The organism is Vibrio sabulosilitoris (genome assembly GCF_055391395.1).
In genome coordinates, this window is the sequence record NZ_AP029599.1 from 2,408,307 (window position 1) to 2,430,133 (window position 21,827).

A 21,827-nucleotide genomic window follows, 5' to 3' on the forward strand; every position below is an offset into this window, starting at 1 on the left:
CCTCCTTTATCCTCGATCAGCGATCGTCAATTGCAACCCAAGTTTGATGCTCAGGCCCTGTATAGTCGGCGCTCGGGCGAATAATTCGATTATTCTCACGCTGCTCGAAGACATGCGCTGCCCAGCCGGTTAATCGACTCATAACAAAGATTGGCGTGAACAATTTGGTCGGGATATCCATAAAGTGGTACGCCGATGCATGAAAGAAGTCAGCGTTGCAGAACAAGTCTTTTTCTCGCTTCATTACCGCTTCCACTCGCTCAGAGACCGCGTACAAGTGGGTATCCCCCACATCTGCAGAGAGTTGCTTCGACCAATGTTTGATCAATGCATTGCGTGGATCACTCTCGCGATAAACGGCATGACCAAAGCCCATGATCTTATCTTTGTTAGCCAGCATCTGCATGATTTTGGCCTCGGCCTCATCGGGCGTTTGCCAGTGCTCAATCATCGCCATCGCTGCCTCGTTGGCACCGCCGTGTAGCGGCCCGCGCAGAGTACCAATCGCTGCAGTCACACAAGAGTGGATATCCGATAGCGTCGACGCGCACACACGAGCGGCAAAGGTCGAGGCGTTGAACTCATGCTCTGCGTATAAAATCAATGAACAGTGCATCACTTGGCAATGAAGCGCTGAGGGCTCTTTATCTGTCAACATGGATAGAAAGTCACCGCCAATACTATCTTGACCACTACCTTTGGTATCAATACGCACGCCATCATGGCTAAAACGGTACCAATAGCAAATGATTGCTGGAAACAGAGCCAGCATTCGCTCGGTCGCTAGCAGCTGGTCATCAAAGCTCTGCTCTTGTTCGAGATTACCGAGAACAGAGCACCCAGTGCGCATCACATCCATTGGATGCGCATCGGCTGGGATAAGCTCTAACGCCTGTTTAAGCTCTTGAGGAAGACCGCGTAAACTGATCAAATGCGTCTTGTAAGCATCTAACTCAGCGCGATTGGGTAAGCGGCCGCGCAGCAGCAAGTGTGCGACTTCTTCAAACTCTGCGTGGTTAGCAAGGTCAGTGATATCATAACCACGATAGGTCAGGCCGGTGCCGGTTTGACCGACTGTACATAGTGCCGTGCTGCCTGCGCTTTGGCCGCGCAGACCCGCACCACCGATTTGAGAGTGTGGCATAGTCAACTCCTTTTGTACCCGAACCGTTACTCTAGTGGCATGCTTGTATTCGGGCTGTTCACGTTATTGGATTAAACTGAAGTGGGTTATCTAACGGATGCTGAGCTACTGCTTTTCAGCAAATAGTTTGTCTAACTTGTCCTCATAAGCATGATAATCAAGGTGCTGATAGAGCTCGCTGCGAGTCTGCATCGACTCAATCAATGCCTCTTGGTTACCAGCGGATAATAGATGCTGATAAACCTGCTCTGCTGCGCGATTCATCGCCCTAAAGGCGCTCAGTGGATACAACACCATGTCCACATTTGCTTGTGCGAGTTGATTGCAGCTGTAGAGGGGGGTTTGACCAAACTCGGTGATGTTCGCCAGTATCGACACTGATCTGCCTGTCGCCTGTGATAAACGCTCTGAGAAGGTTTTATACTGATCAAGCTCAGTCATTGCCTCAGGAAAAATCATATCGGCACCGGCCTCAACGCACGCCACCGCGCGCTCGATGGCCCGGTCCATACCCTCGACCGCCAATGCATCGGTACGCGCCATAATCACAAACTGTTCATCCTGACGCGCATCAACGGCTGCTTTAACTCTATCGATCATCTCTGGCTGCGATACAATCGCTTTATTAGGCCGGTGTCCACAACGCTTTTGCGCCACTTGATCTTCGATATGCACGGCAGCGGCACCCGCTTTTTCCATCGAGCGTATAGTGCGAGCGATATTGAAGGCACCACCAAACCCTGTATCAATGTCAACTAGCAAGGGCAGATCGCAGGCGTTGGTCACACGTTCGACATCCACCAGGACATCATTCAGGCTGGTGATACCTAAATCAGGTAGCCCGTAGGAAGCATTGGCAATACCGCCGCCAGACAAATAGATAGCTTGGTGGCCAACATTCTTTGCCATCATCGCGCAGTAGGGATTAATGGTGCCTACAATTTGCAGTGGTTTGCTTTGCTCAACGGCAAGACGGAACTTGGCTCCGGGTGATTTTGTCATGTCTCAATTCCTTTTCGCATTTGTTGCTCTATCAAGTGTCTACTGCCAGAGATATGCCTTCTCATTAGCATCTCTGCCAACTCTTCATCGTGATTCTTGATCGCCTCGAGAATAATCCTGTGCTCACTCAAGGCCTTTTTTGGCCGGCGCTCAACGCGTGGTGCTTGATAGCGGTACATACGCAGCAAGTGATACAACTCATCGCACAAGGTGCTGATGAGTTTGCTGTTTCCGCTCGCTTGGATAATTCGGTAGTGAAAATCAAAATCACCGGTTTGATGAAAATAGGCCGTGCCATCCACTCGCTCGATATAATTTGAATGTGTCGACAATAGTTGCTCAAGTGCGTCGATTTGCTCGTCGGTAATATGTCTTGCAGCTAAACGCGCCGCCATCCCCTCAAGAGCCTCACGCACACAATACAACTCAAGGAGGTTAGCAATCGACAGACTGATCACACGGGCACCAATATGTGGAATGCGTTCAACTAACCCAAGCCCCTCCAGGCGCATGATGGCCTCACGCAGTGGACCGCGACTGACTTGATAGAGCCTCGCCAGCTCAGGCTCGGAAATTTTGCTTCCGGAAGGAATTTCCCCATTAACGATCGCCTCTACCAAACACTCGGTCAGTGACCCAGATTTGGTGTTGTCCTTGTTAATCAAAGTCGGTTGTTCAAAGTCATGGGTGGTACGCACGCGATTACATCCAAAGTGTCTACAGTTTTAACAATTGAGTTAAAAATAGACCACCAAATTGGATATCATCAAGCTAATTGTCGACAATTTAGACCAAGGTATAATGTCACACGACAAACTGGCAATGGCTTGTAGCTTGAGTTCAGGTTGCACTTTTGTACTCGCCAAGCATCGGAAATACAGGCTTAGAGATGAATAACAAAGGAATAAAACGACATGAAAGCGCACGGTGACACGTGAGCACGCATACGACCGGTATTATCGGTACGGGTGTTAGGTACACCCGTATATAACCGACTGTGGATTATTGAAAGCTCTACTTATCAAGGTGTTGGATATCAGTAATGATTTCACCAATAGAATAGAGAACTAACTCTTTTGGGGTCGAGGGATCGGCTAGTGAGTGAATATCTTCACCCTCACTGCGCAGTTGCTCGATGATCTTTAGGCTTAATTGCTGGTCAACACCGATTATCATCGGCATCTCGGCAGCAGATACTCCGAATTTGGTCGCGAGCAGAAGCTCACGAACTTTCTCTTTCTCATTATGCATCATGACATCCTCTCTACCATGACCTAAAAGCGAATCAGTATCTATAGTAATTGCGCTTTATTTAACAATAATAGCTACCAGAGCAACCTCAAGGTGCGGAATTGGTCAGGTTAGAACCAATAATGCTTCAATTTATCCAAGCCGGAGGAGTAATTTTGGCTGCTACAAGCGACAAATCTGCCACTCGTTCAGTATCAACAACCACGTACTGAGTATCTTTGCGCTCACCGACTTGCACTCGAACCTCAAGATCTCCCTTAAAGCCAAGTCGCATCAGCCGAGCACACAGCTCATTGGGTGCTTGTTCAAAAACACAGTCTAGAAAGGGGAAATGATCACTGGTTACCACACCATATTGGTTACAGCGCTGCATTGCCGTTTCCAGCAGATCACTATCAGTGAACTCAATTATTTCTAATACTTGTTCCAGTTGCATTAATTGCATAATTCCGTTTGTTTCTATGAGTAACGTCGATCCTATCTTATTCCACCAGGAAACGAAATGTTCAACCTCGAATATCGCCTAGGATTAGTAGTAAATCTCGGCCTTCACCTCAGGTTGTTGTTCTTAATCATCTTTCACAAGCAAGTTAGTTACATCGACTATACTGTTGCGTGATGAGTTACTAAAAAATCGCACATTCAACCAACATCGATTCCAGCAAGTTCACGAACAGATTTCACGGACGATAGGGAAATAACTAAGCATGAGATTACGTAATAGAGTTGCCTTTTTAGGCGTTGGTTTGTTTATCGCTGCAATTGTTTATCGAGCGTATGACGCCCATGGGGGCGATGCTCTGACCGGACAGCAGAAGTATGTGGCAAATTGTCAAAGCTGTCATGGTGTCAAAGGGTTAGGTGATGGTGAGCAGGCCAGCGATCTAGCCAACATACCTCGTGATCTAGAGAAAGAGATCAATCGCTTGCTTGCCTACGACTCAATCGTTATTCCCCGCTTGGTGCTCGATGGCAATACCGCCAAAGGAATGCCTGCCTTTAGAGGTCAACTCAGCGAACAAGATGTTAAAGATATTTTTGCCTATATTCGACAAGTGAACAAAAGCTACTAGCCTTAAGCTTTGATGCTATCCCGCACCACATTTGCATAACGCAGTTGCATTTTGCAAATAAACACCATCAAGCGTGGCCAAAATGCAATAGCATGCAGTAAAACTTGGCTCAAAGTCCCATTTATTGGTAAATCAATTATTGGCACACTGTTTGCTTATATATCAGTGACCCTTATTAAGCCGAGGGTCACCTAGCCAACTGACGTTGTTAGTGAACCTATTTTGTTCACATACTTTTCAGCCAGATGCCTCGCATCTGGCTTTTTTTATTGCCGAATAATCTCCACACTTGTTCAACTCTGTATCATTATTACTCTACAAGCTTGACCTTAGACTTTTGTGATTCTTTGCTACAAATGGTGTTATCTATGGCTAATCCCTCTTCTCACCGTAAGTCCACTCAGCTCGCGTTGGTGTGTCTGCTAGCAGGATGCTCGACGGCTAATCACTACGATAATTTGCAACCCGTTGAGGTCATCACTCCAAGCACTACTGATCCACTTACTCACAGTCAAACGCATAGTCAGGCTGCTATCTCTAACGAGCAATTAACAGAACCAGCTCTTTACAGTGTCAAGCCCTCCGGCAAGCCTAAACTGGCCATCGCTTTTGGTGGTGGAGCGTCGAGGGGCGTGATGCACTTGGGGGTAATTAAAGCGCTTGAGGAGGCAGGCATTGAAGCTGACATCGTCACTGGCACGTCAGTTGGCTCAATTGCTGCGGCGTTGTATAGCAGCCATGACTATCAAAAGGTCGAGCAGATCATCCTCGAATTTGCCGAGCATGAGATCGTAGATTTCAGTCTGCCAACTAAGGGCGTGATAAGAGGCAAGGCGCTGGCGAATTGGATCAATTCACATGTCGACTTCGACACCATTGAGGCGCTGCCAAAAACCACTGGTATAGTGGCAACCAATCTTACTCAGAAAAAAACCGTAGTGTTTACCTCTGGTGATATCGGTCAAGCTGTCCAGGCTTCTTCCAGCGTCCCTGGCGTGTTCATGCCGGTCTATTACCAAGATGACATCATCGTTGACGGTGGGGTGACCTCACTGGTACCCGTCTACGCAGCCCGTCAGCTTGGCGCTGATATCGTCTTAGGTATCGACGTCTTTTGTGGTGCCCCGCCTCCACTCAAATACTCGGCCGTGCATACCCTTGCCAATGCCTTCTGGCTCCAAAGCTGTCTTGTCACCGAAACAGAAACCCACAGTGCCGATGTGGTCCTAACACCCAAACCCTATCACCCTAGCCTGAAACATTTTGGTGATCTTTATGAGCGCGAGCAAGCGATGCAAGTCGGCTATCAGGCAATGCAAGCTGCTCTGCCTGAGTTGCTCGAACTATTGGGCGAGAGAGACGAATAAATCATCTTTCATCACTGGATACAAGCAACACCTCAAACCTCTCTCTTAACCACTGGATTTTCGGATTGTAGGCATTGCGTTTGTGCCACATCAGTGTAAAGGGAACCATGAGTTTTTCTGCTTCCCCTTTGGGCAGTGGGATTGGCATACTCACCAGATCGAGACTCAGCCGCTCAAGGTAGCGACTGCAATATCCCGGCGCAGTGGTCAACATCTCGTGCCCTGGCTCGGCGGCCATAAACAACGCTTGCTCAAAATTAGACACAGTCAGGGCGATATTTCGTTGGCGACCAAGGTCCCGTAAAATTTCATCCAAAGCCCAAGTGTCGCTTTTTTCCCAACGTACATTGATGTGTGCGTAGCGCAAAAACGCTTCGATATCCCACTGCTTCGATTGCAGTGCCGGATGATCCCGGCGCATAAACACCCTCGGCATATCTGAGAACAGCACCTGATAGTCGATATAATACGGCAGTTGCTGCAGGGACTCTCGCGAACGAGGATGACTCTCACGACCAGAAAAGCCCACATCGACCTCCCCTTTGATGATCGCATCAATAGAATCGTAGTCCCACTGGGTGGTAATCACTCGAGCACTCGGGTAGCGCTGACGAATCTGGATGTTAAGTTGATTGAGTATGGTCAATACCAAGGGGGATTCTATTGCAAGATGAAACTCGATCTCCTGCCCCGACTCATCGCTATTACTCTCTGCTATTCGACTACCAAGCAATAGCCATTGCTGCAGATCCTCACTGAGTGCTTCAACCAAAGGGGTCGCTACCAAGCCAGTTGGCGTGCGAATAAATAGGGGGTCATCAAACCAATCACGCAACTTAGCAAGAGACTTACTGACACTCGAGGGCGTCAGGTTAAGTTGCTTGGCGACTTTCGACACGCTGCGCTCTTGGCAAAGCAGCTGCAGCGTTAAAAGTAAATTAAGATCAAGGCGTAACAGCGACTTCTTCATCAAGTACCCTTTCTTTAGTCGACCATTTGATTAACCCTAGACTTAATAGCCCGGTAACAGCAAGAATCGTAACGAGCATAGATAAAGCGCTCATACCCAACCGCCCCATTAACCAAATGTACACAGCACCACAGCAAACCTGCGCCAGTCCAAGCATCGAACTTGCCACACCCGCTCGCACTTTAAATGGACTCAGCGCTCGACTCATCGCAACACCAAAGCCCAATGAAAAACCGCAACACACTAAGGCAAAACCCAATAAATATCCCAACTCATTGAGCGCAAAATAGTGAGTAATAAACAGCACCGCCGCCGCGAAAATAAACACACATTGGGCGCTAATCATGAGTTTAATAGTACCAACCCGATTGAGCAGTAGCGGCGCGGTAAACGACACCATCATGCTGAACAGTGCCGTCATTGCCATAACACTCGAGTACCCTCCTCGCTCAAAGCCAAGGACACCCATGATCAACATTGGCGACACATTGACATAAGTCAGGATGACGGCGACACCCAGTGAGGTGATCAGCAAAGGAGCAATAAAGTTTCGCTGCAATAGTGACTCATTTTCACCGTGCGCTTCTTCACTGGTGCTACTCCCTGAACTGACGCTTCTGACAACGGATTCTTGCATCACTAATAACATCAATACGGCAACCAACCCACCCATTGCTGCCATCACAGTAAATAGGCTTTGCCACGGAAATCTTAGCATGATCAGATGACCGACTACCGGCGCCAACACAGGGACGATACAGGTGACACCATTAACCATCGAAAGCACCTTGGCACGCATAGTGTCATCAAGTCGGTCACGTAATGCTGCAAACGCCACCACATAGCAAGCGCCTGCACCGATACCCTGCATAAAGCGAGCCCCGATAAACATCGCGCTGTTCTCAGCGTACCCTCCAAGCAGCGATGCGATGGTGAATACAATCGCACCGATGATGGCAACGGGTCTACGACCTATCGAGTCCGACAGCTTACCTGCCACCACCATGGTTGCTGCCATTCCTGCAAGGTAACCAGAAAAGGCCATATGTAATTGGCCCTCATTCACCCCAAGATCTACTGCAATTTAAGGTAAACCGACCAGATATAGGTCAATCGCTGTTGGATACAACAACACCAACGAAAAACAACATAGAATAAATCGATACATAACTATCTCCACTATTGACGGAGACATATTAGGTTTCGAGACAGTCCATTACCTAGTGAGTTTAGTGACAAGTCACCTTTCCCCTCGCGACATTCGTACAAAATATCAACAGCTCACTCCGTAAGTGAAAGAGACTTGTAAAAATTAACCGCCCACCCAGTGTGACATTGATCACATTTTATTGAATATCCTAAATTTAATTCTCAAACTCATATGTGATAACGATCACAGCAAACGTTACACTTTACTTATACATGTGAATCAATTGTGCAAATGAAAAGGATTACAACCAGCGTTATTACCGATACACAACATTCTCATGTCGACTTGTTGCAAACCTATATTTTTTCCGACTTTTTACTGAAATTTGGATGTCATATATCATTTTTAGCATTGCAGCGTTTGCAATTACATAACTAAATGAGAAGTCAGATGAAAATTTGCTCAAAAAAAGCACTGCTTGCAGCAAGTGTTACAGTGGCACTTGCTGGTTGTAACAGCAGCAGTGATGATAGTGCTAAACAGATATCAATGGATCTACGCTTGTTGGAAACTACCGATATCCATGCCAACGTTATGCCATACAACTATCTTGAAGGTACGGGTCAAAAACTACCGCAGTGGGGCCTAGCACGTACATCTGTAGTGATCGAGCAGGCTCGCTCAGAAGTCGATAACCACCTTCTAATTGATAACGGTGACCTTATCCAGGGTAGCCCTATGGGTGATTACATCGCTAGTCTTGATGAATCCTATCTTGAAGAAGCTCGTCACCCTGTCTTTAAGGCAATGAACTACCTTAACTTTGATGCTGGTAACGTTGGTAACCATGAATTTAACTATGGTCTTAAGTTTCTTGACGACGCCATCAAAGGTGCTGACTTCCCTTACGTCGGCTCTAATGTATGGAAAATGGCTAAGGATCCACACCTTGCTCAACTAACTGATGACAGTTGCCAAATCTACCTTGCTCGCGACGAAAACGATGAGCCTATTTTCGATTACATTGACACGCTATATGACCCATATGTGATCTTAGAGCGTGATTTCCTAGCTGATGATGGTAAATACTACCCTCTTAACGTTGGCGTCATTGGTTTTACACCACCTGATATCATGGCATGGGATGCAAAACACCTTGAGTGCTCAGTTGTCGTGTCAGACATAATTGAAACTGCCGAGCACTTTGTTCCTCAAATGAAGGCAGAAGGTGCTGACATCATCATTGCTGTACCGCACTCTGGCTTAGATAAAGAAAGCTCTCTACACGCTGAAAATGCTACTTATCAACTTGCACTAGTTGAAGGTATTGATGCGATTATGTTCGGTCATGATCACAAACGATTCCCTAACTTTGAAGGCCACTATGATGACTTTGAAGGTATCGATGCTGAAGCTGGTCTGATTCATGGAGTTCCTGCAGTCATGCCTGGTGCGTGGGGTGAAGCTATTGGTGTTATTGACCTAGGCTTAACCTCTCAAGATGGTGGTAAGTCGTGGCAGATCGTTAATAAAGAAGTAGAGCTTCGTGACTTGATTCAATACGAATCAGACCCAATTATCGAGGCCTTGGTTGCAGAAGAGCACCGTGGCACGATGGAATACATGAATACCGAGATTGCCTCAACTGATCAATACATTAACAGCTTCTTCACTCAAGTAGTGCCGGACCTATCTGTACAGATCGTGAACCAAGCTCAGCTTCATACTTTGATGGAGTGGGTAGAAACTGAGGATGAGTTCGAAGGTATTGAAGAAGACGCTATCTTCCTATCGCTTTCTGCACCTTTCAAAAATGGTCGCAACGGGAACAATGACTACACCAATATCTATACTGGTAAGCTAACCAATGGTGCGGTTGCTGACCTATATGTGTTTGACAACAATACTCCTGCCGCAATTAAAATGACTGGTGCAGCTGTTAAAGAGTGGATTGAATGGGATGCTTCTCAGCAATACAATCAGCTGACACAAGGTGATAACAATCAAGAACTACTGACCAGCTATGTTGGCTATGCTTTTGATATTTTCTTTGGTGGATTTACAGAGTCTGGTGAGAGCCGTTTGACCTATGTGGTCGATGTGACCAAAGCACCTCGCTATGCTGAAGACTCTTATGAGCCGACTGAAGAAAACCATCGTCTGGTTGAGATTCTTTTTGATGGAGAAGAGCTAAAAGACGATGCGGTCGTTTATGCAATGACTAACGACTACCGTGCTTCAGAAGGTCAACGTGAACAGAACCCTCTACCAGGAGTTCGTGACTCAGAGATCGTTCGTGCTGACGCAGCATACACCAACCGTGAACTAGTTCAGCAATACTTTGAGTACATGCTTGAGCAAAATGACAGTGGTGACTTCATCGAGTTCAAGAACGCTGAAAACTTCCGCCTGCAAGCAGACGGTGACTATAAGGCACGCTTTAAGTCTTCGAGCGATAGTCAGTCAACTGAGTGTGCCAACCAAATCGATGGTTTGAGCGACACTGGTGAAACTGATGATGATGGCTTTAAGATTTTTGAAGTCGATTTCGCTGAATATCAATACGCTAGCTTTGAATGTAAGTTAGCTGACTAAAATACAAGTCACAAAACTAAAATTGAGCCAGCTCCTAGAGCTGGCTTTGTTGTATCTATAATAGACAAGAAGTTCTAGTATTGTTTACCTGTATTTGACGCAATTTGGGACAGAAATATTTGAGGATAATTACATTCCCAAGTTACCTTAAGAGGCAGGGTTTACAGTCAAGGTACAGGCTCAAATCAAAGTGACTGGCGGTAGAAATGGTCATCCCTTTCAAAGTCACTCGATGCGGAGATGAGCCTGTATTTTGACACCCTTCAGGTGGCTTGGCTTCATAGAATAAATCAAGAGTAGAGGTTTGATACTACAATTAACCTGTGGTTGAATTTTCAGAGCAGAAATTCCGGGGGTAATATGAAACTACTACATTTCTTGCTTGTTTTCTTCGCGGCCTTAGCTCTTGCGAGCTGTACTGGCAACCCATATGGTGATGCGTACAATACGTCTTCAACAAGAACCATTCAGCAGGTGAGAACGGGTGTTATTCAACAAACTGAACCCGTCACAATTGATGGCGATAGCAATGTCATTGGCACCGTTGCCGGTGCCGCAATTGGAGGTATCTTAGGCTCAAGCATTGGAGGCGGGAAAGGCTCAGATATTGCTGCTGTGGGGGGCGGTGTTGTCGGTGCTGCCGCCGGTAATAAGGCATCACAAGCTATCAGTCGTAAAAATGGTGTAAACCTCACCATCAAAATGGATGATACGGGTGAGGTGATTGCGATAGTCCAAGAAGCCAACCCGAACATGATATTCTCAGTGGGCCAAAGGGTTCGGGTAAATATTGATGGAAGGACTGCAAGAGTCGTTCCTGAGTAAAAGTTAAGCAAGGTAATTAAACACAGAAAGCGGCAAAGTACGGGTTAGATAATTTACAGGTGAACCCATTGTGCCCATAAGACCCCAGTCAAACTCAACCCTAGGTCCGCTTATCTGTGCGCCTTCCACGTTTTACGCTGCTCTTCATTCATAAATGTCCAAGCCATAAAACGACTCTTTTTCTGCCCCTGCGACATCTCGACCACACGAGCCTCTACTGCTCCGGCTTTTTCAGCGCATTTACGCAGCCAACGAACGTTATCTTTCTTGGAAATCAGGCTGGAAAACCACAGCACTTGCTCAGCATAAAAGCGGCTCTCGATAGCCATGGTTTTCAAAAATGCTGCTTCACCTCCAGGGCACCACAGCTCCGCTTTTTGCCCGCCAAAATTCAATGCCGAACTGGGCTTTGCCTTGGACGGAGCGCTTGCGCCTTGACGCTTGGCCTTGTTGGCATTGAGATTAGCGATTTTTCGCTCGGTTCCCTTACTTGCCTCAGCCAACGATTTATGAAACGGTGGATTACACATGGTTACGTGGTAGAGCTCGCCCTCGGCAATAATATGTTTGAAGATATGCTTGGATTCTTTCTGCAAGCGCAGTTTAATCTTATCGTGCAATGAATCATTGCTCGCGACGATCCCGTTTGCGCACTCTATCGACTTGGGGTCGATATCTGAAGCGACAAATTGCCAGCCATACTCAACCGTGCCGACGATCGGATAAACCATATTGGCCCCTGTGCCAATATCGAGTGCCGTTACTTGACTACTCTTATCAAACCCATCTTTAGCCAGTAACTCTGCCAAGCGATGAACATAGTCCGCTCGACCAGGAAGAGGTGGGCACAAGTACCCCTCCGGGATATCCCACTCGGTTACCCTATAGTGATGGGCTAATAGAGCTTTATTCAATAACTTAACCGCCTTATCCGAAGAAAAGTCAATCGACTGTGTCCCCCTCGGGGTCTTGATCATATGCGCTTTAAGCGCAGGGACGACTTGGCAAAGCTTCACCAGATCATAGTTACCCTGATGCTGGTTGTTGACGTGTAAGCCCGGCTTGGGAGTGATCTTGATAAATTTCATTGGTTGGCTCACTGTGCCCTCTTTAATTCTTCACAGATCAAAAACAATCGTGCATCAAACTCTAACTGATGATAGTCCGGCACCATGTGGCAGCACAGTTGGTAAAACGCTTTGTTGTGTTGCTTCTCTTTAAAATGAGCCAGCTCATGTACCACCAGCATACGCAGGAGAGGCTCGGGTGCCTGTTTGAATAAACTGGCGATACGAATCTCGTTCTTAGAGACGACTCGATTACCATGAACCTTTGCCACATAGGTATGTAAACCTAAGGCATTGTTGACCAAGTGGATCTTGGGGTCATACACCGTTTTACTCAGTGGTGCAGCTTTTTTCATGTAACGCTGTTTGATCTCGTTTACATACTGAAAAAGCGCTTTTTCACTCTGGATAGAGTGAGCTTTTGGATAGCGGAGCTCAAAGCTTGTGATCAGCGTATTATCATCAATCAACTGCTGTATTTGAGCAACGATATGCTGGGGATACCCCTGAATGTAACGAATTGGCGAAGTCATAGTGATATGTGTTCAGTACTTTCGCGCGAGTTTAACCTATTCATGGCTAGTTTTCAGCTTTGATTCCGATTACACTGCGTCGGCAAAAATCTTAGGCTCGTTTAAGCGCCCTGATAAAAGCTGAATTGGGTTGCAAAGAGTAAGGCCTGCTCGAGTGGATTTGACTTGAAACTCATCTGGCCCCGCCTTGAGCCCCACGACATCATCGGAGAAGTTGAATGAAAAGACTCGTCTTGTACGTCAAAGATAAGTGTCCTCATTGTAAAGATGCTCAGCGCTACCTTGACTCTAAAGGTTACAAATACCGACTGACCAACGCTAAAATGCAACGTGGAAGAAAGGAGCTCGACGCCCTTGGCGCTCGCTCTCTGCCCGTTCTCAAAATTGGTGACCGCATTATGATCGGTTGGAATCCACAGAACTTTGAGCGGATGTATAAGGGAGGCTAATCGCCTCTCATAATCATCATTTAATGTTTGTAAAATCTCAAAGCCAGTGGGCCAACATACTCACCAGTTTGTCAGAATTGGCCGGTTTAACGATAACGTCAGACATCCCTGAATAGTCTATTCGTCTGCGTGTTGATGAGGAGCTGTCTCCGGTGTGAGCAATAATAGGTATATTGGCAAACGCCGCTCCTGAGTGGCGGATGGTATAGGCAGCCTCAATGCCATCCATGACTGGCATTTCAATATCCATCAGCACGAGATCAACAGGCTTTTCAGCAAGTATATCTATCGCATGCTGACCGTTGTCACTCTCAACCACATCAAAGCCCTGTTTCTTCAACAGCATCGACGTCAAAGTGCGCAGCGATGCGTTATCATCCACCACCATAATCGTGCGCTGCCTTGGCTCGATCGCCACTGATTGAAGCTCTCTTATCGGCTGATAACCAGGCTCAAATAACAGCCTTTTCAGCACCTGTACTCCGTCTTTAAACCAATGCTTAGCAAGCAAGTGAGTCGCGCCAGAAAGCAATGCCTTACTCTGACCAAGGGCAAGGTCGTCGGTTAAGCACACCAGCTGAGCTTGCGTAAAATCAAACCTCCACTGAAGTTCTTCTTGCAGGTGTCCATCACCAATAAAACCCCGAGTATCAAGTAGAATCAGGTCATACTCAAACTCATGCGGTTGTCTTTTCAGCGCAGCGCGCATATCAATGATGTCACCCTGATAACCCATTTCGCGCGCGAGCCGTGCCGCCTTATCGAAGGTATCTTTACAATCTGTAATAGTTAATACCCGTTTGAGCTGAGTCAGCTTTGCCATAAGTTTTGCTGTCTCGGGTGAAGATAGCGAAGGAAACGTGAGCGTAAACTCGCTTCCCTTACCCTCTATCGATTGACACTTGATCCCTCCGCCAAATGAGCGCATCACGCGCTGACAAAATGGCAACCCCAAACCATAACTACTCGATTTCCCCGTGGTATAAAAATCCTGATAAATGTTCTCCAGGACTCCAGACGCAATACCTCTGCCATTATCACTCACCGCAACATGTTGACCTTGATCATCGCAATAGAGTGTCACCTCAATCTTAAAATGATTATCACTACGATGGTAGAAGGCATTTTTTAACAGGTTAAACATCACGTATTTAAGCAGTGTGTTGCTACCAAGGAAGTAAAAATCATCCGCAACGATTAACTCAATCACTTGCCTATTTGCAACGCTACTATAGCCAAAGCTATGAATCGCGTTTTCACTTACCTGCTTGGCCGAATAGACTTGAAAACTCGAGCGACTGACTCGATTCTCATCGATCGAGGTCAAAAGCAGATCGATGGTCTCATTTCCCGAGAGGATGGTATTGTGCGCCTCTTCAGTTAAGTTGTGCAGTGTATTGAGTTGCTCTTTGGTTAGGACAAATTGGTCTACGCCCGATTGCACCCGAGGCAGGGTTGCCTGAGCCAGCTCGATAGAGGCAGATAGACAACTCAGTGGATTACGCATCTCGTGCGCGATCCCTGCGCCAAAGGTTTTGGCCAATGAAATCCGCGACTCGTGCTCGAACTGGTTACGCGAATAACACCAGTTGCCGAACAAATAAACAAAAAGAAACACAGGTATATGTGCCCAGTTGATATCACATTCCAGTCTAAATCCTTGTGCGATCCAGGCAATGAAGATGGCAAGACTCACTGCGACTATTGCTTGGACTAACACCACTCGGGTGATGTGTACCAGAAGGATGTGCAAGAAGCTGGCCGACAGAAAGGACAGTACCCATACTTGCGACCAATCATTCATCAGCATCATGAAGAAGAAGAAAAACGGCAGCCCAAGCGTAATCGCCAACTGATAAAAATGAGGCCCATACTTTTGCACCTCTTGAGGCAGATGATTACGCAGTAAAACGGGTAAGAAGGCAAGTGAACACGCGAGGCGCAGAGCTAAGTTCTCATAAGCTTGGGAGAATAAGAACTCCCAAATGACGTAGTAAAGGGGGTAACCAAGGACGCCCATCAAACCTATCGCATCAAGGTTTGGTTCGGCGTATTGATAAACTTTGCGGATATGATTCATGTTGACTACTGTGCGAGGTTGGACTTTGTTAGCGTCCTTTAGGCGCGCTTTATATCAACAAATAGGTCATTTATCAATTTGCTAGAACGACGTACTGAAAATTTGATGTGCGTTTTCCCTAAATTGCTTTTCTTTACACTGATAATTAACACAGCGAGAGTATCCGTCACACTTCATTAATCTTGCTATTAGCCCCATAACAACCACCTATTTAACTGTATAGTGCACGTCGGCCATGAGAGCATATACTTATTGAAACATATTCAATCCGGTTATCGTATGAGGGTTTGATGGATACAGAGGTGGAAGAGCAAATTTGGGCTTGGGTGGACAATGTTGTGATTGGGTTGAACCTTTGCCCCTTCGCGATAAAACCACGTAAATACCGTCAGATTGGGCTGAAAATCAGTGATGCCTCAGAACCTGAACAGCTCCTTGAAGATATCTTGATGGAGTTTTTCAAGCTTGAGCAGAGTGACCCTACACAATTGGACACCACCTTGGTTGTTGTATCAAACATGCTACACGACTTTGCCCACTACAATAACTTCATCGATTGGCTTGACCAGATGATAGAGCAACAAGGTTGGCAAGGTGTTTTTCAAGTTGCCACCTTCCATCCAAACTATCGTTTTGCTGGTACCACAGCAGATGATCCACAAAATCTGACCAATTGTGCGCCCTATCCCATCTTTCATTTGCTGCGTGAAGCCAGTATCGAGCGAGTACTTGCCAGCACACCCAAACCCGAGAACATCCCGGTTAACAATATTGCTCAGGTTCGCTCTCTCTCCTACGCGCAAAAACAGGAATTATTTCCCTACCTTTTCAAGTTGTGAACACCTAACCTAGGACTCAGAGCTGACACATGACTTGCAAAGCAGACCCTGAGTCATCTTTCGGTCAAAACACGATCTGCCCTATCGACACCGACCATAAAGTTGCTAGACTGCTCCCATGGCAGTGAGTTGGTAGGGAACTATTTACCGGTAAGAGACTCTATTGAGTGTACCTAAAGTTCTCGGCATTATGGTGGTGTGACCCAGTGCACACGTCGAAACAAAACTACCATCGAGGGATTGGTTTTTAGCGCGGCTCCCCCATTTACTAATTAGCGCTCGCAGTTAAGCGGCTATTTTGTTGAACTCGACCCTTTTATTGGCACCGTTTTTTGAGTCATCACAAAATAGGAGAGCGAATGAGCTTATTCTTACGTGCTGCTGCACTGACACTATTAGTGCTAACCCGCACCCCGGCGTTTGCCGCGTTGCCTACTGCTCCAAGTAATGACACCTCGAAAGCCAACAACAGCCAAGGCGAGGTATGTTCTAAAAAGTTCAAACACAGCTTAAGTGGTTTGTATGGTATCCCTAACCACGACGTTACTGCGCTGCAACCTTACGCCGATTTTGCTGTGCTTTACACCAAGGCGCACCAAGCACAAGCCGAACTTGAAACCCTGTGCCAAAGCACAGCGCTATTAACCAACTCAGAAGCCTACTTTGCAGGCGTTAAATCACAACACCGTGCTCAAGAAAAAATCGAACACGAACTAGGCGGTAAAGTCGAACGTATCACTGACCTGGCACGCGCCACTATCGTTGCGAATGACATTGCCAGTCTTATGGACGTCTATGAAGTGCTAGAGCGTGAAGCAACCGTAGTGAAGGTCAAAAACCGCTTTAAGAAACCGACAGCCTCAGGCTATCGTGACCTTAACATTTTGGTGCAACTCCCAAAAACCAATATCATCGCAGAAGTACAGCTGCACCTAAAAGCCATTGCCGATGTGAAAAATGGCCCAGAGCATGACATTTATGAGAACGTACAAAAGATTGAGCGTTTGGCCGCAAGTGAACACCGTGCATTCAATGATATCGAGGCCGAACAGATCAAACGCTACCGCAACCTATCAAAGGATCTATATCAGAACGCATGGCAACCCTATGTCACAACCAACATAGAGGCCGCTTGAAAACCGCGACAGCAATGGGGCGATGTCGTCGTCAATACGCTTAACGTAACAACGCGCACGCCCTCGCACCTTGGAGCGAAGCGAAACCCACTCTTCACCCCTAAAAAAAGCTCACCAAAATTGATGAGCTTTTTCTGTTTTTTTGCTTGGGGGACAAGCCATTAACCTTAAGCACTAATCGGGTAAGCCTGATCAAAGTTCTTGCGAATGAACAGTGCATGGCAGTAACTTTGAAAACCAAAGCTACAGTAAATCGGTAGTTGAAACTCTTCACACCAACGGATCCAGACGTTTGTCTCTGAGCCATCTTTACCCACAACACCATCCCAAAGTAGGGCTACGCCCTTATCTTGATCGGCGGTGCATGCCATGCCCAACTGCTCTAATGCTGTAAAAAATTTTTCCACCAATTCACCCTTTCTGTTTCTTAGATTTCACCTAGCAAACGATTGCTTTTTAAAAGTGTATGCACTTTGGTTGTCTAACAAGACCAATCAACGTTAAAACCGATGATTGCCTATGATAGGACTGGATATTTTAACGTGACGTTGCCACCGGGTCTGCCCAGTTGCACATATATTTTTGTATTATTTAATGACAAAAGCAACAACTATTTTGGTTTTGTTGTTGAAAAGGGCAATGGTCAATCTGATTTGCGCATCACAAAGTTTGTCAGAGAGTGCCCTCTAACATGAATCAGCTGTTGAGTTTCAACCTCAAACCCCATGTGCTGATAAAATGGGCGAGCAGTTAGACTCACTTCAGAATAAAAGCTCTTGATACCGCGTGTTCGACCTACCTCCAACACATGCTCCATAAGCGCGCGCCCTACCCCTTGCCCTTGATAACGACAATGGCAGAAAAAATGGTCTACAAGCCCATCAGGCTGTAGGTCTGCGTAACCAACAATCACATTGTCGATTTCAGCGATATAGGGCGACAGACTGCTCATTTTATTCCGCCATATTTGTGGGTCTAGATTATCGGGCGCCCAAGCTTCAACCTGCTCTTGACTATAATCACGGCGATTGACAAAGCGTATTGTGTGATAAAACAGGTCCCATAACACGCTAGCGTCATGCTCTTCAAATGGTCTTATTTTAATCATTTTTGTCTCTATTTTTTGTATGCTAAAGCAATCAGTTAGTCTCTGTGGGAAGCGTCTTTTGATGCTATGAATGTTAACGGCATCATGACTAGAAGTCACCTTTCCAATATCTAGTTGCCATCGGATACACATCTAGATTTGAATAGACAACATGTGACAATGTCACCACTACTGTCACAGTGTTGTAATTCAGTTAATTGATTCAAATACCGCCAATGCACTACGAGTAAGCTAAAGTAGCGTTGGGCAACTGGGTAAAAGATAAAGCACGGGGATGCAAACAAAAGCCCATAAGCAGGACTTATATTCGCTAAAAAAGGAGTAATAAAATTTATCTGTCGACTGTGACCAAGTCCTGCTTCAAGTGATTGTGCTGCTGGGAAAAGTAACCTTCATCAAGGAGCAACTTGTTCACTGATTGATGAACTTTTCTTGCTTTACTACTCGCAATCATTAACTGGAAACCTATGACAACAGTCACTAATACAAACATCAACAAATAGAAATGAGACAGATTAGGTAGAAGGACATAGAACAGCCCAGCCGCAATTACTACACTGATATAGGCGAACGTTGACCAGATTCCTAAACGTCGAGAGGCTCGCTTATCATAGTCATTGAAGCACAGCAGCGTTTGCTCTTGTTTGGCATTGCGAACGCCCACAACCATAGTCAAATCATCGATGGTTATAAACATCAACTCAAGGTTGACACCTACCTCTATAAGACGCAATTGATTCTCGGTTACAATAACATCTAAGAAGATGCATTTTTTTTCACCCTGCTCAATAACAAGTTGCGATAGATGATAGTAAGGCGTGTTTGCCAGCCCAGCAAACGCCTGAGGACTTGAACTGAAAGGTTCAATAGAAGCTACTTTTCCCTGAATTTTACATGATATAAACATCGCTTACTCCGCCTCTAATCCATTAAGGCTTTTTGTATCACGAAAAAAATGTTATCGAAACTGGTGCTAAATGTCACGAGCGTTCAGACTAATATGCAGCTTATTCCTTTCAAAATGTGACTTTTTGCCAATCATTTAGTGTAAGCTGAGTGTTAAATGTTAAATCAGTCCGTGATTTGAAATTGGTCATTTCGAAAACAAGGTGAGCAGACGCTTAGCACCCTAAGATCATTAATTTGACAAATAATCCACTACCAAACTATCAAATAGCCTAACTTTCTATAGCTAACCTATTGCACACGCGTAACAATTTTTGCTATAAACGTAAGCGATGTCACACATCGCTAGTCTATTTTGGGGATTTTTCAATAGCTAGCTCAAATAAAATTACAACAGTGAAAGGATTCATTTATGAAAAGCATCTTCCGCAATGTCGCGGCGATCATACTTGCCTCAACCGCAGCCATTGGTAGTGCGTCAGCATCATCTCCGACTCTGCTGCAAGAAATTGCTAAAGATGGCGAGCTGCGTGTCTGTTTTGACGCGGGTTACATGCCATTCGAGATGACAGCGAAAAACGGTCAATACATCGGTTTCGATATCGACCTAGGCAGACAAATGGCGCGCGCTATGGGCGTGAAATATACCCCAGTGAACACCGCTTGGGATGGTATCATTCCAACGCTATTGACAGGTAAATGTCACATGATCATGGGTGGCATGACCATCACACCACAGCGTAATATGCAAGTTAACTTCGCTGACCCATACGTCATTATCGGCCAATCAATCCTAGTTAGCCCTAAGCATGAAGGCAAGATCAATAGCTACCGCGACCTAAACGATGAGAAGTTTACTGTTGTTACTAAGCTTGGTACGACAGGCGAAGGCGCAATCAAGCGTTACCTACCTAAAGCCAAGCTAAACCTTTACGAAACACAGTCTGAAGCGGTACTGGAAGTGGTCAACGGCAAAGCTGATGCCTTTATCTACGACCTTCCATACAACGCCATCTACAGTGCAGAAAACAAGGGGCAGCTGGTTCACCTAGACGACCCATTCACTTTCGAGCCTCTTGGTTGGGCAGTTCGTCAAGGCGATCCTGATTTCATTAACTTCCTCAACGGCTACCTACGTCAAATCAAAGGCGATGGCACTTACGATCGCATCTACGACAAGTGGTTCAAGAGCGATGCTTGGTTAAGCCAGGTTCAATAAGCACTGCTTATCTAACCTTACTTATCTAAACGCTTGCCTATTTAACCATTTTTAATAGGCCAAGCCTGCTGAGTGGGATTTTGCTCACTCTCGATTGATAGCCCAAATGCTGAGCTTTTGGGCTATTTTCCATCTCCTAGCTGTACATGAGAGAATCCATGCAAAAACGTGAGAGACCCATTCTGTGGAATGGTGTTTTCCTGCTCGTGATCGCCTGCCTATGTGGCATGATCTACCTATCAGGGAAACGCATCGACTATAACTGGAACTGGGAACGTGTCATTCCCTACATCGTAGATAACTCAGCCTCCGCGGTCACCGCACCTGAAGATGGCAATATCGGCCGCAACGCCGAAGGTGAGCTTGTTCTCGAATCCCTTTCGGGCGAAGAGTTGGTCAATCTTGGCGAATTTGAAAACCTGAGTGTCTATGAAGGCGATCTGATCTTTGAAGGTGACAGGCTCGCTGAAGCCACGGAATGGCGCATTGGCCCGCTTACTGAAGGCTTGATTGTCACCATTAAGATCTCACTGTGGTCGCTACTGTTTGCCATTGTAATTGGTCTGTTTATTGGCCTGATGCGCATATCATCCAATATTGCGCTGAAAAAACTCGCCATCACTTACGTTGAATTAATTCGCGGTACACCACTCTTAGTTCAGATTTTTATCGTCTATTTCTTCATCGGTACAGTGCTTGATCTCGACCGCTTTACCTCTGGCGTTATTGCACTCTCTGTCTTTACCGCTGCGTATGTCGCCGAAATTATTCGCGCCGGTATTCAGGCGATCCCGAAAGGGCAGATGGAAGCGGCGCGCTCACTCGGTATGAATTATGTACAAGCGATGGTGTATGTCATCTTGCCACAGGCATTCAAACGTACGCTGCCACCACTGGCTGGTCAGTTTATCAACCTAATTAAAGACTCTTCACTGGTATCGGTTATCTCCATCACCGACTTGACCAAAGCTGGACGTGAAGTGGTTAGCGGTAGTTTTGCCCCATTCGAAGTGTGGTTCACTGTTGCCGCCTTGTACTTAATCCTTACAAGTTCCCTTTCTTGGGCGATTCAAACGTTGGAAAAGAGGTTATCTGCCAGTGACTAAAAATTAT

At 46.1% G+C, this 21,827-nt stretch carries 21 protein-coding genes and 1 pseudogene; 9 read left to right on the forward strand and 13 right to left on the reverse strand.

What is annotated here, in order from left to right; all coding sequences use genetic code 11:
* Positions 1-16: 16 nt before the first annotated feature.
* The 5 genes from prpC to ACZ5R2_RS11370 form a co-directional block, all read right to left on the reverse strand.
* Positions 17-1,144, reverse strand: coding sequence for a bifunctional 2-methylcitrate synthase/citrate synthase (gene prpC, locus ACZ5R2_RS11350; protein WP_464899487.1), 1,128 nt, complete (start codon positions 1,142-1,144; stop codon positions 17-19).
* Between the two features lie 105 nt (positions 1,145-1,249).
* Positions 1,250-2,146 (reverse strand): methylisocitrate lyase, encoded by an 897-nt coding sequence (prpB, locus tag ACZ5R2_RS11355; RefSeq protein ID WP_464899488.1) that lies wholly within the window; start codon positions 2,144-2,146, stop codon positions 1,250-1,252.
* Positions 2,143-2,844 carry a GntR family transcriptional regulator gene (locus tag ACZ5R2_RS11360; RefSeq protein ID WP_464899489.1) on the reverse strand — a complete coding sequence of 234 codons (702 nt, stop codon included), beginning with the start codon at positions 2,842-2,844 and terminating at the stop codon, positions 2,143-2,145. The genes prpB and ACZ5R2_RS11360 overlap by 4 nt, the downstream gene beginning before the upstream one ends.
* A gap of 316 nt (positions 2,845-3,160) precedes the next feature.
* Positions 3,161-3,400, reverse strand: coding sequence for a hypothetical protein (locus ACZ5R2_RS11365; RefSeq protein ID WP_464899490.1), 240 nt, complete (start codon positions 3,398-3,400; stop codon positions 3,161-3,163).
* A 124-nt stretch (positions 3,401-3,524) separates the two neighbouring features.
* Entirely contained in the window at positions 3,525-3,833 is a 309-nt protein-coding gene (locus tag ACZ5R2_RS11370) for a hypothetical protein (RefSeq protein WP_464899491.1), read from the reverse strand.
* Positions 3,834-4,104: 271 nt separating this feature from the next.
* Between ACZ5R2_RS11370 and ACZ5R2_RS11375 the strand changes: the two genes are divergently transcribed.
* A complete protein-coding gene (locus ACZ5R2_RS11375) occupies positions 4,105-4,470 on the forward strand; it encodes a c-type cytochrome (RefSeq protein ID WP_464899492.1) in 366 nt (121 codons plus the stop codon).
* 368 nt (positions 4,471-4,838) lie between these two features.
* Complete coding sequence (locus ACZ5R2_RS11380; protein ID WP_464899493.1) at positions 4,839-5,837, forward strand: patatin-like phospholipase family protein; 999 nt, start codon at positions 4,839-4,841, stop codon at positions 5,835-5,837.
* Between the two features lies 1 nt (position 5,838).
* Here ACZ5R2_RS11380 and yidZ read toward each other — a convergent pair whose 3' ends face one another.
* Together yidZ and ACZ5R2_RS11390 are read right to left on the reverse strand one after the other, a co-directional pair.
* Positions 5,839-6,807, reverse strand: coding sequence for an HTH-type transcriptional regulator YidZ (gene yidZ / locus ACZ5R2_RS11385; RefSeq protein ID WP_464899494.1), 969 nt, complete (start codon positions 6,805-6,807; stop codon positions 5,839-5,841).
* A pseudogene (locus tag ACZ5R2_RS11390) lies at positions 6,782-7,975 on the reverse strand (MdtL family multidrug efflux MFS transporter). The gene yidZ and the pseudogene ACZ5R2_RS11390 overlap by 26 nt, the downstream one beginning before the upstream one ends.
* A gap of 432 nt (positions 7,976-8,407) precedes the next feature.
* On the opposite strand from ACZ5R2_RS11390, the gene ACZ5R2_RS11395 reads away from it, so the two are divergent.
* Positions 8,408-10,552 (forward strand): bifunctional 2',3'-cyclic-nucleotide 2'-phosphodiesterase/3'-nucleotidase, encoded by a 2,145-nt coding sequence (locus tag ACZ5R2_RS11395; protein ID WP_464899495.1) that lies wholly within the window; start codon positions 8,408-8,410, stop codon positions 10,550-10,552.
* Between the two features lie 360 nt (positions 10,553-10,912).
* Entirely contained in the window at positions 10,913-11,377 is a 465-nt protein-coding gene (locus tag ACZ5R2_RS11400) for an outer membrane lipoprotein (RefSeq protein ID WP_464899496.1), read from the forward strand.
* Between the two features lie 110 nt (positions 11,378-11,487).
* Here ACZ5R2_RS11400 and rlmF read toward each other — a convergent pair whose 3' ends face one another.
* Together rlmF and ACZ5R2_RS11410 are read right to left on the reverse strand one after the other, a co-directional pair.
* Positions 11,488-12,465, reverse strand: coding sequence for a 23S rRNA (adenine(1618)-N(6))-methyltransferase RlmF (gene rlmF / locus ACZ5R2_RS11405; RefSeq protein WP_464899497.1), 978 nt, complete (start codon positions 12,463-12,465; stop codon positions 11,488-11,490).
* A gap of 8 nt (positions 12,466-12,473) precedes the next feature.
* Positions 12,474-12,977: a M48 metallopeptidase family protein gene (locus tag ACZ5R2_RS11410; protein ID WP_464899498.1), complete on the reverse strand. Its 504-nt coding sequence runs from the start codon at positions 12,975-12,977 to the stop codon at positions 12,474-12,476.
* A gap of 218 nt (positions 12,978-13,195) precedes the next feature.
* Between ACZ5R2_RS11410 and ACZ5R2_RS11415 the strand changes: the two genes are divergently transcribed.
* Positions 13,196-13,426 carry a glutaredoxin family protein gene (locus ACZ5R2_RS11415; RefSeq protein ID WP_464899499.1) on the forward strand — a complete coding sequence of 77 codons (231 nt, stop codon included), beginning with the start codon at positions 13,196-13,198 and terminating at the stop codon, positions 13,424-13,426.
* 37 nt (positions 13,427-13,463) lie between these two features.
* On the opposite strand, the gene ACZ5R2_RS11420 is transcribed toward ACZ5R2_RS11415, so the two are convergent.
* The gene (locus tag ACZ5R2_RS11420; RefSeq protein ID WP_464899500.1) at positions 13,464-15,506 is read right to left on the reverse strand and encodes a hybrid sensor histidine kinase/response regulator; all 2,043 of its coding nucleotides are present in this window, start codon (positions 15,504-15,506) and stop codon (positions 13,464-13,466) included.
* A 290-nt stretch (positions 15,507-15,796) separates the two neighbouring features.
* On the opposite strand from ACZ5R2_RS11420, the gene ACZ5R2_RS11425 reads away from it, so the two are divergent.
* Positions 15,797-16,345 (forward strand): DUF1415 domain-containing protein, encoded by a 549-nt coding sequence (locus ACZ5R2_RS11425; RefSeq protein WP_464899501.1) that lies wholly within the window; start codon positions 15,797-15,799, stop codon positions 16,343-16,345.
* Positions 16,346-16,704: 359 nt separating this feature from the next.
* The gene (locus tag ACZ5R2_RS11430) at positions 16,705-17,481 is read left to right on the forward strand and encodes a RelA/SpoT domain-containing protein (RefSeq protein ID WP_464899502.1); all 777 of its coding nucleotides are present in this window, start codon (positions 16,705-16,707) and stop codon (positions 17,479-17,481) included.
* 167 nt (positions 17,482-17,648) lie between these two features.
* Here ACZ5R2_RS11430 and ACZ5R2_RS11435 read toward each other — a convergent pair whose 3' ends face one another.
* The 3 genes from ACZ5R2_RS11435 to ACZ5R2_RS11445 all read right to left on the reverse strand — a co-directional run bounded on the left by ACZ5R2_RS11435 (position 17,649) and on the right by ACZ5R2_RS11445 (position 19,496).
* A complete protein-coding gene (locus tag ACZ5R2_RS11435; RefSeq protein WP_464899503.1) occupies positions 17,649-17,888 on the reverse strand; it encodes a hypothetical protein in 240 nt (79 codons plus the stop codon).
* A 236-nt stretch (positions 17,889-18,124) separates the two neighbouring features.
* On the reverse strand, positions 18,125-18,589 hold the full coding sequence (locus ACZ5R2_RS11440) for an N-acetyltransferase family protein (RefSeq protein WP_464899504.1): 465 nt from the start codon (positions 18,587-18,589) through the stop codon (positions 18,125-18,127).
* A gap of 331 nt (positions 18,590-18,920) precedes the next feature.
* Positions 18,921-19,496: a hypothetical protein gene (locus ACZ5R2_RS11445; protein WP_464899505.1), complete on the reverse strand. Its 576-nt coding sequence runs from the start codon at positions 19,494-19,496 to the stop codon at positions 18,921-18,923.
* A gap of 411 nt (positions 19,497-19,907) precedes the next feature.
* Here ACZ5R2_RS11445 and ACZ5R2_RS11450 point away from each other — a divergent pair, with 411 nt between their 5' ends.
* Together ACZ5R2_RS11450 and ACZ5R2_RS11455 are read left to right on the forward strand one after the other, a co-directional pair.
* Complete coding sequence (locus ACZ5R2_RS11450; RefSeq protein WP_464899506.1) at positions 19,908-20,714, forward strand: transporter substrate-binding domain-containing protein; 807 nt, start codon at positions 19,908-19,910, stop codon at positions 20,712-20,714.
* Positions 20,715-20,872: 158 nt separating this feature from the next.
* Entirely contained in the window at positions 20,873-21,820 is a 948-nt protein-coding gene (locus ACZ5R2_RS11455; protein WP_464899507.1) for an amino acid ABC transporter permease, read from the forward strand.
* The last annotated feature ends 7 nt before the right edge of the window (positions 21,821-21,827 follow it).

Excerpts from the sequence above, each read along its gene's own strand:
- ACZ5R2_RS11430 (WP_464899502.1), top strand. The coding sequence starts at position 16,705 with ATGAGCTTATTCTTACGTGCTGCTGCACTGACACTATTAGTGCTAACC.
- prpB (WP_464899488.1), bottom strand. The coding sequence starts at position 2,146 with ATGACAAAATCACCCGGAGCCAAGTTCCGTCTTGCCGTTGAGCAAAGC.
- ACZ5R2_RS11365 (WP_464899490.1), bottom strand. The coding sequence starts at position 3,400 with ATGATGCATAATGAGAAAGAGAAAGTTCGTGAGCTTCTGCTCGCGACC.
- ACZ5R2_RS11445 (WP_464899505.1), bottom strand. The coding sequence starts at position 19,496 with ATGTTTATATCATGTAAAATTCAGGGAAAAGTAGCTTCTATTGAACCT.
- ACZ5R2_RS11380 (WP_464899493.1), top strand. The coding sequence starts at position 4,839 with ATGGCTAATCCCTCTTCTCACCGTAAGTCCACTCAGCTCGCGTTGGTG.
- ACZ5R2_RS11395 (WP_464899495.1), top strand. The coding sequence starts at position 8,408 with ATGAAAATTTGCTCAAAAAAAGCACTGCTTGCAGCAAGTGTTACAGTG.
- yidZ (WP_464899494.1), bottom strand. The coding sequence starts at position 6,807 with ATGAAGAAGTCGCTGTTACGCCTTGATCTTAATTTACTTTTAACGCTG.
- ACZ5R2_RS11425 (WP_464899501.1), top strand. The coding sequence starts at position 15,797 with ATGGATACAGAGGTGGAAGAGCAAATTTGGGCTTGGGTGGACAATGTT.
- ACZ5R2_RS11450 (WP_464899506.1), top strand. The coding sequence starts at position 19,908 with ATGAAAAGCATCTTCCGCAATGTCGCGGCGATCATACTTGCCTCAACC.
- ACZ5R2_RS11400 (WP_464899496.1), top strand. The coding sequence starts at position 10,913 with ATGAAACTACTACATTTCTTGCTTGTTTTCTTCGCGGCCTTAGCTCTT.
- ACZ5R2_RS11370 (WP_464899491.1), bottom strand. The coding sequence starts at position 3,833 with ATGCAACTGGAACAAGTATTAGAAATAATTGAGTTCACTGATAGTGAT.
- ACZ5R2_RS11420 (WP_464899500.1), bottom strand. The coding sequence starts at position 15,506 with ATGAATCATATCCGCAAAGTTTATCAATACGCCGAACCAAACCTTGAT.
- ACZ5R2_RS11415 (WP_464899499.1), top strand. The coding sequence starts at position 13,196 with ATGAAAAGACTCGTCTTGTACGTCAAAGATAAGTGTCCTCATTGTAAA.
- prpC (WP_464899487.1), bottom strand. The coding sequence starts at position 1,144 with ATGCCACACTCTCAAATCGGTGGTGCGGGTCTGCGCGGCCAAAGCGCA.
- ACZ5R2_RS11375 (WP_464899492.1), top strand. The coding sequence starts at position 4,105 with ATGAGATTACGTAATAGAGTTGCCTTTTTAGGCGTTGGTTTGTTTATC.
- ACZ5R2_RS11455 (WP_464899507.1), top strand. The coding sequence starts at position 20,873 with ATGCAAAAACGTGAGAGACCCATTCTGTGGAATGGTGTTTTCCTGCTC.
- ACZ5R2_RS11440 (WP_464899504.1), bottom strand. The coding sequence starts at position 18,589 with ATGATTAAAATAAGACCATTTGAAGAGCATGACGCTAGCGTGTTATGG.
- ACZ5R2_RS11410 (WP_464899498.1), bottom strand. The coding sequence starts at position 12,977 with ATGACTTCGCCAATTCGTTACATTCAGGGGTATCCCCAGCATATCGTT.
- rlmF (WP_464899497.1), bottom strand. The coding sequence starts at position 12,465 with ATGAAATTTATCAAGATCACTCCCAAGCCGGGCTTACACGTCAACAAC.